At 36.8% G+C, this 12,122-nt stretch carries 10 protein-coding genes and 1 pseudogene; 10 read left to right on the top strand and 1 reads right to left on the bottom strand.

What is annotated here, in order from left to right; translation table 11 throughout:
• Positions 1 to 7: 7 nt before the first annotated feature.
• The 10 genes and pseudogenes from PDT38_RS16530 to uhpT all read left to right on the top strand — a co-directional run bounded on the left by PDT38_RS16530 (position 8) and on the right by uhpT (position 10,557).
• The gene (locus tag PDT38_RS16530) at positions 8 to 1,117 is read left to right on the top strand and encodes a cysteine protease StiP family protein (RefSeq protein WP_270803125.1); all 1,110 of its coding nucleotides are present in this window, start codon (positions 8 to 10) and stop codon (positions 1,115 to 1,117) included.
• The gene (locus tag PDT38_RS16525) at positions 1,114 to 1,926 is read left to right on the top strand and encodes an HAD family hydrolase (protein WP_270803124.1); all 813 of its coding nucleotides are present in this window, start codon (positions 1,114 to 1,116) and stop codon (positions 1,924 to 1,926) included. The genes PDT38_RS16530 and PDT38_RS16525 overlap by 4 nt, the downstream gene beginning before the upstream one ends.
• A 23-nt stretch (positions 1,927 to 1,949) precedes the next feature.
• A pseudogene (locus tag PDT38_RS16520) lies at positions 1,950 to 2,159 on the top strand (helix-turn-helix domain-containing protein); the annotation flags it as partial.
• Entirely contained in the window at positions 2,152 to 3,756 is a 1,605-nt protein-coding gene (locus tag PDT38_RS16515; protein WP_270803176.1) for a YceG family protein, read from the top strand. The pseudogene PDT38_RS16520 and the gene PDT38_RS16515, both read left to right, overlap by 8 nt.
• Positions 3,757 to 3,774: 18 nt before the next feature.
• Positions 3,775 to 4,863, top strand: a complete 1,089-nt coding sequence (locus PDT38_RS16510) for a toxic anion resistance protein (RefSeq protein ID WP_270803121.1) — start codon at positions 3,775 to 3,777, stop codon at positions 4,861 to 4,863.
• Positions 4,864 to 5,177: 314 nt separating this feature from the next.
• A complete protein-coding gene (locus PDT38_RS16505; protein ID WP_270803119.1) occupies positions 5,178 to 5,846 on the top strand; it encodes a response regulator transcription factor in 669 nt (222 codons plus the stop codon).
• A 13-nt stretch (positions 5,847 to 5,859) separates the two neighbouring features.
• Positions 5,860 to 7,284, top strand: a complete 1,425-nt coding sequence (locus PDT38_RS16500) for a HAMP domain-containing sensor histidine kinase (RefSeq protein ID WP_270803117.1) — start codon at positions 5,860 to 5,862, stop codon at positions 7,282 to 7,284.
• Between the two features lie 73 nt (positions 7,285 to 7,357).
• Positions 7,358 to 8,134: a DUF3919 family protein gene (locus tag PDT38_RS16495; RefSeq protein ID WP_270803115.1), complete on the top strand. Its 777-nt coding sequence runs from the start codon at positions 7,358 to 7,360 to the stop codon at positions 8,132 to 8,134.
• A complete protein-coding gene (locus PDT38_RS16490; RefSeq protein ID WP_394356295.1) occupies positions 8,131 to 9,135 on the top strand; it encodes an ABC transporter substrate-binding protein in 1,005 nt (334 codons plus the stop codon). The genes PDT38_RS16495 and PDT38_RS16490 overlap by 4 nt, the downstream gene beginning before the upstream one ends.
• 27 nt (positions 9,136 to 9,162) lie before the next feature.
• Positions 9,163 to 10,557, top strand: a complete 1,395-nt coding sequence (gene uhpT / locus PDT38_RS16485; RefSeq protein WP_270803113.1) for a hexose-6-phosphate:phosphate antiporter — start codon at positions 9,163 to 9,165, stop codon at positions 10,555 to 10,557.
• Positions 10,558 to 10,605: 48 nt separating this feature from the next.
• Here the strand turns inward: uhpT and PDT38_RS16480 are convergent, their stop codons facing one another.
• Positions 10,606 to 11,811 carry a nitrate/nitrite transporter gene (locus PDT38_RS16480; protein ID WP_270803112.1) on the bottom strand — a complete coding sequence of 402 codons (1,206 nt, stop codon included), beginning with the start codon at positions 11,809 to 11,811 and terminating at the stop codon, positions 10,606 to 10,608.
• Positions 11,812 to 12,122 lie beyond the last annotated feature (311 nt).

Genomic DNA, 12,122 nt, shown 5'->3' with positions numbered 1-12,122 from the left:
GATGTTCATGGCTGGAATCGTTGTAAAAATGGGGAGTTATCCTGAATCTGATGTGACTTTTCTATTGAAAGACTTGTCAGGTATTTCAATAGAAAAGAGTACACAGGAAAGAGAGAACTTGATTCAAAGTGGGACGCATTATTCCGAAATGCTACCTGTAGAATATAAACCAACTGATGAATATATGAAGCTGTTTTATGCTTCATTAGAAGAGAGTAAACAAAAGGTAGCCGAGGCTGTCGGGATTGTTGCAGAACAAATTGTTCAAAAGCGGGGATTTAATACTGTGCTTTGTAGTTTAGCACGGGCAGGGACACCGATTGGTGTTCTGATTAAACGGTATATTGAGTTTAAATATAAAAAAACACTTCCTCATTACAGTATCTCGATTATTCGTGACAGAGGAATTGACGAAAACGCCATCCGCTATATCATTCAACAGCATCCAGATCATTCCGTTACATTTGTAGACGGGTGGACGGGGAAAGGCGCGATTACGAAGGAATTAACGGGTGCTGTAAACTGTTTTAACGATACATACGGGACGAAGTTGTCTGCTGAGCTGGCAGTACTTGCTGATCCTGGTTACTGTTCTCATTTATTTGGAACGAGAGAAGATTTTCTGATTCCGAGCGCATGTTTAAATTCTACCGTATCAGGCTTGGTCAGCCGAACGGTTTTAAATGAACAATGGATAGGTACAGACGATTTTCATGGTGCGAAGTTTTATAGAGACTTGTTGGACGAAGATGTCTCAAATCTTTATGTCGATACGATTAGTGCTGAATTTTCTGCCATTGAAAAAAAAGCGGTAGAGACAGCGGCCGAGTTTCTGAAAAGAAAGGTAGAGCCAGATTGGCGCGGTTTGAGTTCAATTTCGAATATCCAAAAAGACTTTAACATTGACAACACGCATTTCATTAAGCCTGGAGTTGGCGAAACAACAAGGGTTCTATTGCGTAGGGTTCCTTGGAAGATCTTAATCCAGCCTGGCTCAGAAGAAAAGCTGAAACATATTTTACTTCTTGCTGAAGACAGAGGTGTTCCGGTTGAGAAGTATACAAATATGTCTTATAGTTGCTGTGGATTGATAAGGCCGGTCGGGAGGGACAAATGAAAGCATTTGCTAGTGATTTGGACAGAACGTTGATTTATTCCAAGAAAATGATTGAAGCTTACGGCGCTGATGATGACTATCAGCTGGTTGAAACCCTTGATGGCAGAGAGATTTCCTTCATTTCAGAGAAAACGAAGCAAAATCTCCGCAAGATTCATCAAGAGATGTATTTTATTCCCGTTACGACCCGAACAACCGAGCAATACAATAGAATTACTTTTTTTCAGGAAGAGGTCATTCCTGAATATGCGATTACAACAAATGGCGCTTGTATTTTGAAGAATGGTCAGCCGCTTGCTGACTGGTCAAGTTTTATTGAAAAACAGCTTCAATCGTGTATGTCGATCAGAGATATGTTGGCGGAAATTGCAGAGCTTCCTGAATCGCGTTTAGCAGAACGAACACGAACAGCGCATGATTACTTTGTTTATTTAATTTTAAGTGATGAAGGTGTTCACAAGGTAAGTCATTCTGATCTGCAAGCATGGGCTACTGACAGAGGGTGGCAAGCATCTTTACAAGGAAGGAAGCTCTATTTTATTCCGAAACCACTTCATAAATGGCAAGCGGTTGACTATTTGAAACAGGAGCTTAAACTTGATGAAATTTACACTGCAGGAGATTCGTTGTTAGATTATTCATTAATTACTCATGCAGATAAAGGGTTCTCGCCGTTGCATGGTGAAGTGCTGCAATATGATCCAAATCTCAATGTGACAACTCACTCAGGCATGAAAGCGGCGGACGAAATAACAGATTATGTTGTTAACCTCTGTGTTCCTAAAGTTAAAGAAAAATCAAATTTTTAGGATGATCAGTCATGGTGAAAGTAATTAATCTTAGCAGCCGGGAAATTCTTAGTTCCCAGCAAGCTTGTGAAGAATGGGGCATTGATTCATCAACGCTTCGCAAACGAGTTCACGATTTTCCTAAGGGAACCATTAGAAAGTTTGGTACTACTTATGCAGTAACTAGAGCGGGCATGTGTGCCGTATTCGGTCGCCAGAATCAGAAAGGGGGGACAAATGAGCGCTATGAATGATCAATTAAACATTCAAACCATACAGATTCAAGATGATGAATGGAAACAGATGATCTATCAATTGCTTCCAGAAAGAACCCCTCATGAAGGTGCTGAACGTTTGACGATAAGTCGAGTCGTGGGGCGAATCCTCGGAACACCGCATGATGAAACAGATTACTATATTTATTTGCATGAACTGTATGAGTCAAAGGGTTTTCACATATTAAGTGAAACACTTAACAAGAATATCGATCCGAAGAAATTTCAGGCTATACAGCAAATCCATATGATTAATCAAAAAGAAAAAGGCTTGTCCGTTAATCGGTTTGTTGCTTTTCTTGATGGTGAACAACTCATCGCTAAGCATGCCAATCCAGCGATGCATCGTCATTTGAGAAAAGCTTTTATGGAAGTGCTTCAAACATTTCAGTCTTTTCATCAGAACGGTTTTCAAGACCCTGACTTTCGCCGGGTTCTCTTAGATCTTGTGAAATGGATGGGAAATCACCTTGAACCATGGCTTTCAGTAGCTGATATTGAACAACAGATGCCGCGTGTGATCTGGTATGGCGAAGCGACAAAAAGTCAACTCTATTTTTTATATTATTTAATACTTGTCGGTTGTGATGTCCTGATTTTTCATCCGGAAGGAAAGGATCAATTTCAAGAAATCGATCCAAATCAAAGCTTTTCTTTTGTATATAATTATCCGGTAACATCGGCAATGGAGCCTTTTCCTACAGAGAAACCGCAACGCAAATCAACAGTTGCTTATCGCTCAACAAAGGAATTAGACACTGTGCTTCATCATGAAGACTCTCTCATGTTTAAACCATGGCAATTTAGAGAGCACACACCGATTTCAGTCACACTGAAAACGACTTATGATGAACTGTTTTTAATTGCAAAAGAACGTGCCTTTATTCGACCAAATTTTCAGGCAACCAAAACAACAGTGGAAATCCCTAATTTATTTGCAATGGTCATGGGGATCTCCTCCAATGAAAAAGAGTACTGGGATCGTTTGCAAACCTTGACAGAGTATAAAGAGACATATACAATACGTCAATTCCCGTTTACAAAGGAAGTCAAATCTAATTACCAATTTCATTACAGTCATGCTCTGGATCAGACGGGGGAGGTTAATCCTAGCCGTTTAATGGAAAGTAATATTTGGTGCTATAAACATTTGCCAGAAGGGGTTCAGTGTAGCATTGCCCAAGCGGTGTCACGAATGTGTAAACATCCAAAGCTATTGGCGTTAAAAAGCGAAACAGAGGCAGATGTACAGCTGTATTTATTTACACATGCTGTCAACATGCCATCAGAACTTTTAAATATGATTCAAACCTTTGACTATTCCCAAACTGTTCCAAAACTCGTTCTTTATCACACTGAACAAACTGGTGCATTATCGCGCTCTGATGCGGTCGCTTTATTATTATTAAATGAGATTGGAATTGATATTATCATCTATAACCCTCCAGGACATAAGTGTATTGATCATTATATTGATAATCAGCAGTTTGATATACACTGGCTTGATGAGATGTCTTTCAATCAGGAATTTAAAGAGCCTTCACTTGTGCGAAAGCTCATGAACAAAATTTTTTAATAAAAGGGGGCCATCTAAATGGCAAATGAAACGGGTATCATCAATATCAACAAAGAGGAAGAAATCACGGTTGAAAAAGCGGAGGACATTCGTGCCCAACTGCGGCAGGAACCTGAAGTACAAAACCTCGCTCGCCAGATTGATGTGAAAAACCAAGTGGCACTTTTAGAATTTGGAAAGGAGCCTGCTCTTGAAATTTCCAAGTTCTCTGACCGTATTCTTTCCATGATGAGAACGAACAGTGTAACGGATTCTGGAGCTATGTTGACACAGCTTGGGAAAATCATGGATCGTTTTGATAAAAACGATTTTGAAGAACAAAAAGGTCTGTTGTCCAAAATTTTCAAACGTGGAAATAATCTCGTTGAGAAAATTTTCAAAAAATATCAAACACTTGGCGGTGAAATTGAAAAAATTAATGTTGAAATCTCAAAGTATAAAGATGAAATGACAAGATCAACAGTCACCCTTGAGGAAATGTACGAAAACAATCTCAACTACTATGTTCAGCTCGAAAAATATATTGTTGCTGGACAAGCCAAAATAGATGAATTACAGCGGCTTATACCAGAATATGAAGCGAAGGCAGCGAGCGGCAACCAAATGGCGCAAATGGAGCTTGATACGCTTAGAAACGGCATTCAGGCGTTGGAAGAACGTGTCTATGATTTGGATATGGCCAGAATGGTCGCGATTCAAACCGCACCACAAATTCGCTTACTTCAACGAGGTAATACAAAACTAATCGGAAAAATCAACTCTGCTTTTATCATTACAATTCCGATTTTCAAAAATGGTATTATTCAAGCTGTGACAGCTAAACGTCAAAAACTTGTTGCTGATTCAATGAGTGAGCTTGACCGCCGTACAAACGAAATGTTAAAACGTAATGCTGAAAACATTTCTAATCAATCTGTTGAGATAGCCAGAATGGCAGGTAGACCAAGCATTGATATTGAAACCATTGAGCAGTCTTGGAACACGATTGTTAAAGGTATGCAGGAAACAAAACAGATTGAAGAAGAAAACAAACGCCTTCGTGAAGAGGGATCAAAACGAATTTTGGAATTACAAGATAACATGAAACAAATTGCATTGAATGGTTAAACTGTTTTAATAGAAAAATAGTGAGAAAATCTAAAGGAGATCAATGAACAACATGAGTAGAAATCTGAAGATGACTTTGTGGTCTATCCTGGGTATTATTCTTGGTGTTATCTTAGCTTGTGTGCTAATGATATCACTCTATAAAATAGACTAATTTATGACCAAAGCCGAATCATTGGTCTCACGAGATCGGATCCAATATGGGTTCGATCTTTTTTTGTGTTTTTGCTTAACTAGCAGGTTGTTCAGTTTTTAATACTTATTAGTATAATAGAAATAATCTATAGATTTAGGTCGAAAGGATGTGTAACAAAATGAAAGTGATGATCGTTGATGATGAAGAAAGTATCTTGAATTTAATCCGCCTGCAATTAGAGTTAGAAGGATTTGAAGTGATCATGGCTCAAAATGGAAAACAAGCATTGGATGGTTTGTATGATCTTCCGGATATGATGATTCTTGATTTAATGCTACCGGATATTAATGGATTTGAACTACTTCGTAAAGTGCGCGAAAAATGCCCTCATCTACCAATCATCATGTTGACAGCAAAAAATCAAATGAATGATAAAATTATCGGACTTCAGCTAGGGGCAGATGATTATATCACAAAGCCATTTAACAGTATCGAACTATCATTAAGAATTAAGAATTTATTAAAACGTATTCATCAAGTTCAAGAAAAAACGATGTCCCCTCTTACAGCAGGATCATTGACTATTCTTGAGACTGAGAGGAAAGTTTTAGTTCATGATAAAGAAATTAAACTAACATATCGTGAATTTAATCTGCTCAGTTTACTTGTGAAAAATAAGAGAAGAGTCTTTACTAGAGAAGAGTTATTAGAATCGATATGGGGTTTTGAATTTATCGGTCATACGAGAGCGGTTGATATCATGGTACAGCGCTTAAGAAAAAAATTAGGAAATGAAGGTACAAAAATTAAAACGATCTATGGTATTGGATATAAACTAGAGATATAGGTAAGGAGAAGTCATGCTGAAAAATAACATTATGTATAAATTTATGCTTCTCTTCATTCCGGCTATATTAATCATATACATAGGAATGTTTTTGTATTTGCAAAAGAGCATGTATGAAAATGCAGTTGATTCAGTGGAAAAGTTAAGTGTTGAAGCTCAAACGTATACGATGAATTTGGTACAAAAAGAGGGAAGTGCAGATTTTTTATCCGAAAATGCTTCTCTTGTGGCTTCATACTTATCTAAAAGGTTTGATATGAGAGTACAAATTTTTAAAAATAAAAATAAACTTCTAACTGATACACAAAAAGGTGAGCTTTCATTAATTGAGAGAGATGTTGATGAAGCTGTCGCTGGTAAGAAAGCATATTTGCTAAAGAGCAATAATGAAACACCGCAAATTTACTTTTCTAGCCCTGTTTACTTAAATGGAAAGGTCATCGGTATCATTAGGTTCATTCATGATTTAAACAAAGAATATCAAATGTTAAAAGATATAACGATTGCTTTTATATTTATATTTTTAATTGTGATTTTGATTGCGATAATATTTATTAAAAAAATTGCCCAATCAATCTGTAATCCTATTGAAAATCTTAGAAAAATGTCTTATAAGATGACCCATGGAGATTATAAGGTAGATGTAGGAGTATATGAACATCAAGAAATTCAAAAGTTAGCCTATGATTTTAGTGTAATGGCTAATGCTATCGAATTTCACGTTTCTCAATTAGAACAAGAAAAGCTAAAACAAAAAGAATTTGTTGATCAACTGACACACGAACTTAAAACGCCAATAACTTCCATTTTGGGATACATCGAGTTGATTCCTAAAATCTCAAGTCAACATCAACAGAAGGAGTGTTTTTATTATATTAACAAGGAAGGTAAGCGATTACTGAATTTGGTAGAGGAGACTTTAGAATCATCAAAATACGGAACAACTGAGTTCCAACTGTCACCTGCAATTATTAACATTTCAGATCTCATCAAGGATACCTTGTTTATTATGAAATTAAAAATAACTCGTTATCATATCACTGTTATTAACAAAATGAGCTATCTGAATGTTGTTGCAGACTATGATAAAACGAAACAAATCTTTTTAAACTTATTTGATAATATCGTGAAGTACAGTGATGCCTCGCAAATTAATATAGAAGTGGACCATATAGATGAAGAATATGTGACAATCATAGTCAAAGATAACGGGATTGGTATGGATCAATTGACTTTAGAGGCTTGGAATAACAGGAAAGAAAATCTTTTTCAGCGTTTACCATCTCAGTTGGGAAATGGATTAGGATTATTATTATGTTCAGAGATTATGCAAAAACAAGGTGGTGACATGAAAATCATCAGTGATGAAGAAGAAGGGACCACCATTTACTTATCGTTTTATGTGCCTGCGCAGCTTAAAAAAATGAAAACGTTTTAAATGATACATTTATGAAACAATTGTTTTGTATTTATGAAATAGTTTTTCTGTATTTTTGGAGGTGAGCCATAACATGTCAAAGTTCTTTAAAAAGCTTGTTTTCCTTGTGATCATCGTTCTTATTTCTCTTGTTATCGTTGTTACACAAAGTAGTCTCTACAATCAGGTGCGTGTTATCGATGATAAGGAACTTGTCATGACGAAAGCAACTCAGTCTATCCCAGTAAAGATTACGCTAGAAAATTCAATATGGGGAGGGGTCGAGGTTGAAGATGAGTTTCATCTGCAAAATATAGTATCTTTATTTGATCAAATTATTGAAAACGGAAAAGCAATGAAGTCATTACATGCAAAAAAAGTTCAATTCAAAGGTAACATAGTTTATTCAAATGGCGCAAGAAGACAGTTTATTATTTCGGATACATTAACTGTAGATGATCGGGTTTATAACAGTGAACAAATAAAACCTATTATTTCTGCTCTTAAATCAAATTTATTAGAACTGTATTATACACCAACAAAGATCGGATCATTAGTAGAAAAATCCATTTGCGTGACAATCATACTTGATCAGAAAAAAGTCAAGATAAATAAGAAAGCGCTAAGTCATGATATTAAGTCTTCTTCAGTGATTAGTGACTATCAAGAGATTGTTAACTTTTTATCTAATGAAAAACGAGCTTTAGCTTTTATCAATATCTATTTAAAAGATCATAAACGAGAAGGTATGATTAGTATTTCAGTATACTCTAAATTCTTCATTGTCCAATATTTAGGAGATGATAAAGGGAATGTAGTGTATATGAAAGGCTCTTTAAAAGAAGTCTTGTGGGGAGGAATAAAAAGTTGAAACCATTTTTTATTTTCTTCCTTTGTATTTGTTTAGGTGGAGCAAGTATGAAGTTATATCCTCATGTAGCCTATAAAAATGGTTATCCAGTTTTAAAAGATCAACATTTAGTAGCATATGTTGTGGCTCGCGAAGAAGTGGGAGAGGCCTTAATGTCGTCTTTCTGTAAAAAAACAGGATGTACATATGAATTCATAAGGCTCTCTACAGAAGAAATGTTAAGGCGTGTTGAAGAAGAGAAAAAGAACCCTAAAACGGACGTTGTCATCGGAGGTCCTGTAGATGCTCACCAAGTTTTAAAAAACAAACATTTATCAATTCCTGTTGAGTTGGATGATAAGGTAAAACAGTATATATACAAAGATAAAGATGACTATTGGTACGGGTATGAAATGGAACAGCTGGCGATTGGTATTAATACTGAAAGATGGAAACAAGAAATGGATCCATTAGGAGTAGAACTACCAAAAGATTGGGATGATTTATTAAACCCGTATTTTCGCGGAAAAATCGTAATGCCAGATCCAAATACTTCAGGGACAGCACATACGTTTCTGCAATCTATTGTGGCTAACATGGGAAAAAAAGGAGCTATTCAGTTTTTGAAAAAATTTCATTCCCAGATAGGTCAATATACTCCCAATGGATATACACCAGCAGAATATGTAGCCAGTGGAGAATATTTGATCGGCATAAACTTTCGTGGTGATCAAAAAATGCTGAATATTAAAAAATTCCCTATTTTAAGTATTGTTCCAAGGCAAACAACTTTTTCAATTAACTCAATTTCTAAACTTCAAGATGCTCCTCATGGACAAGTAGGTGACTTATTTTTAAGATATTGCTTGTCTGAAGAAGGAAAAAAAATAATAGAGAAGGTTTCATATGGCACTCCAACAATCAAGGAGAACAAAGGAACTCGCATCTCTATTAAAACAGGTCATAAAGCAGACGACTATACAGTAGTTTTAGATTATTGGAACACATTAAGGTTTGATTGAAATAGATAGAAATGGAGGTTGCGAAAAATGGGATTTTTCAATATCTGTAAAATAAAAAAAGCCAATATTTCATTGGAGTTTCAAAGAAAAAACTGGTTAAAACAATTTTTGAAAGCATTTTTCGTTGTATTTCTTTCATATATGGCCATGTATCTCATTCGCAATAACTTTAAAGCGGCCCAACCGTTATTAAAAAGTCAATTAGGCTTTTCAACTAGTGAATTAGGTTATATCGGATTTTGTTTTTCGGTTACTTATGGTATAGGAAAAACATTGTTAGGTTATTTTATTGACGGTAAAAACACGAAAAAGATCATTTCTTTCCTATTAATTTTATCAGCAATAGCAGTGGTGAGCATCGGTTTGGCCATTAGTGCCGGCGGCTCTCCGATGGGTCTGATCATGGTTCTTTGGGGATTAAGCGGCCTGTTTCAATCTCCAGGCGGACCTGCATCTTATTCAACAATTACAAGATGGACACCTCGAAGTAAAAGAGGAAGGTATCTCGGTTTTTGGAACACTTCCCACAATATAGGAGGGGCAATTGCTGGAATATTAGCTTTATGGGGTGCGAATGTATTTTTTAATGGAAATGTTGCAGGTATGTTTATATTTCCGGCGGTTATCGCTTTAATCATCGGATGCATTGGTTTATTCTTTGGCAAAGACGACCCAGAAGAATTGGGGTGGAATCGCAGTGAAGAAATTTTTGGTGAACCGATTGAACAAGAAAATATTGAATCTGAATTAATGTCTAAGTGGCAAATATTTAAGCAATATGTGTTAAAAAACCCTTGGATCTGGACTTTATGTATCGCAAATGTATTTGTTTATGTTGTACGTATAGGAATAGATAATTGGGCTCCATTGTATGTTACAGAACATCTAAATTTCAGCCCTGAAAGCGCCGCTAATACAATCTTTTATTTTGAAATGGGGGCACTGGTTGCAAGTTTAACATGGGGGTATGTCTCTGACTTATTAAAAGGAAGAAGGGCGATTGTAGCAGCTTTTTGTTTAGTTTTAACTGCAGTAGCTGTTCTAGGGTATCGTTACGGAACGAGCGAAATGATGATTAATAGTTCCTTATTTGCCTTAGGCGCTCTTATATTTGGCCCACAATTACTCATTGGTGTATCCACTGTTGGTTTTGTACCAAAAAAAGCGATAACAGTTACAAACGGTTTGAGTGGTACATTTGGCTATCTGTTTGGTGATTCCATGGCAAAGGTAGGTCTTGCGCAAATTGCTGACCCAACGACTAAAGGTCTGACGGTAGCAGGAGTCACTTTACATGGTTGGAGTGATACTTTTATCGTGTTCTATGCTGCTCTAGTATTAGGGGTCATTGCTCTACTCATTGTTTCTTTAGCAGAAGAAAAGAAAATCAGACAGCTTCAAAGAAAAAATTTGCAGATGTGAGTGAATAGGAAGACACACAACATAAATATGCACTGTGTGTCTTTCACTTTAAATCCCAATCGATTTCCCCTTTCCTTGCCATTGTTTTTTCCAACCGGCTTGAGCAAGTAACAGCAGTCCAAACGCTAAAAAAGTGATCAAGGAAAAACTAAGAAAACCGCTCGTATAATGGCCTGTGACTTGTTTTAAGGTTCCAAGAATATTTGGCAAAAAGAACCCACCGATTCCTCCGGCGGCGCCGATGATCCCTGTAACCATTCCAATTTCTTTTTGAAACCGCTGAGGTACAAGTTGGAATATCGCACCATTCCCCATGCCAAGACAGCCCATTCCGACAAATAAAGCCGCTATGACAACACTAAGAGATGGTAGTGTGCTGACAAGGAGCATACAAAGAGCGACACCGATAAACAGAAATTGCAGCAGACGGACACCGCCTATTCTATCAGCAATAAATCCACCGACAGGACGAAGGCAACTTCCTGATGCAACGACAAGTGTTACAAATTCACCTGCTCTTATAGGGGGAACAGAATACTGTGAAGCAAAAAAATAATTTAAAAAGTTTGACAGACCGACAAAACCGCCAAAAGTCACACTATAAAGAAGGCAAAAATACCAAGTGTCCTTTTCTTTAAAGACGCTAAAGTACGCTTTAATCGCTTTAGGCTTAGGCTGATTCGGTGGTTCTTTCGCCATGAAGAAATAGCTGAACAACACAAGTATTAATGGAATAAGTGCCAATCCCATGACACCATTCCAACCTACATGCTCCGCAATCCGTGGACCAAATAATGTAGCAAGCAATGTACCGCTATTCCCTGCTCCGGCGATACCCATAACAAGACCTTGTAAATGAGGAGGATACCAACGGCTCGCCATTGGTAGAGATGCTGAAAAGCTCGCCCCTGCTACCCCTAGTAAAATGCCAATATAATAAAGTTCAGAAGCGTAAGATCCAAACTGCCAACCCCAGATAAGGGGAATCATTGTTACTATCATTCCACCAATAGCCGTCTTCTTTGGTCCGAAACGATCTGTTAAAATTCCTAAAACAATGCGAAAAACTGAACCTGCCAAAGGAGGGATCGCTACAATCAGGCCAATCTGAGAAGCTGACAAATGAAAATCTGCTGTTAGATATACACTAAGTGCCCCTAATAATACCCAAATCATAAAACTGACATCGAAATATAAAAAAGATGCCAATAAAGAAGGTGCGTGTCCATTCTTCCTTAGTTCTGCTAACTTCAATTGCAACACTCCCATCGTTTTATTCTTAAAACGATCATGACAAAGTTCAAGCAGATTGACAGTCAGTTTGTCAGGTTTACTAACGGAAAAAACAGAAATTGGAACACAAAATTCTATTTAAAACGCTTCAGAAGAAGCTGATCCTTCTCATCTGAAATTGGTTTGAGAGATCGAAAAAATCCGAAAACCGATTTCTGAAAGAACTTGAAGAAGATAGACAATTAAAAAAACATGAAATCCCTTGGATGTGATTGAATGAAAATAAAGCGAACATGAAGAAGGGTTTGAAATCTAATGAGATTACTTTTAAG

Origin of the sequence: Bacillus changyiensis, assembly GCF_027706145.1 — a bacterium.
GTDB lineage: Bacteria > Bacillota > Bacilli > Bacillales > Bacillaceae > Bacillus > Bacillus changyiensis.
Note: the sequence above shows the minus strand (reverse complement) of the source record. Positions and strands in the feature narration are given on the sequence as shown.

Excerpts from the sequence above, each read along its gene's own strand:
- PDT38_RS16530 (WP_270803125.1), top strand. The coding sequence starts at position 8 with ATGGCTGGAATCGTTGTAAAAATGGGGAGTTATCCTGAATCTGATGTG.
- PDT38_RS16525 (WP_270803124.1), top strand. The coding sequence starts at position 1,114 with ATGAAAGCATTTGCTAGTGATTTGGACAGAACGTTGATTTATTCCAAG.
- PDT38_RS16515 (WP_270803176.1), top strand. The coding sequence starts at position 2,152 with ATGAATGATCAATTAAACATTCAAACCATACAGATTCAAGATGATGAA.
- PDT38_RS16510 (WP_270803121.1), top strand. The coding sequence starts at position 3,775 with ATGGCAAATGAAACGGGTATCATCAATATCAACAAAGAGGAAGAAATC.
- PDT38_RS16505 (WP_270803119.1), top strand. The coding sequence starts at position 5,178 with ATGAAAGTGATGATCGTTGATGATGAAGAAAGTATCTTGAATTTAATC.
- PDT38_RS16500 (WP_270803117.1), top strand. The coding sequence starts at position 5,860 with ATGCTGAAAAATAACATTATGTATAAATTTATGCTTCTCTTCATTCCG.
- PDT38_RS16495 (WP_270803115.1), top strand. The coding sequence starts at position 7,358 with ATGTCAAAGTTCTTTAAAAAGCTTGTTTTCCTTGTGATCATCGTTCTT.
- uhpT (WP_270803113.1), top strand. The coding sequence starts at position 9,163 with ATGGGATTTTTCAATATCTGTAAAATAAAAAAAGCCAATATTTCATTG.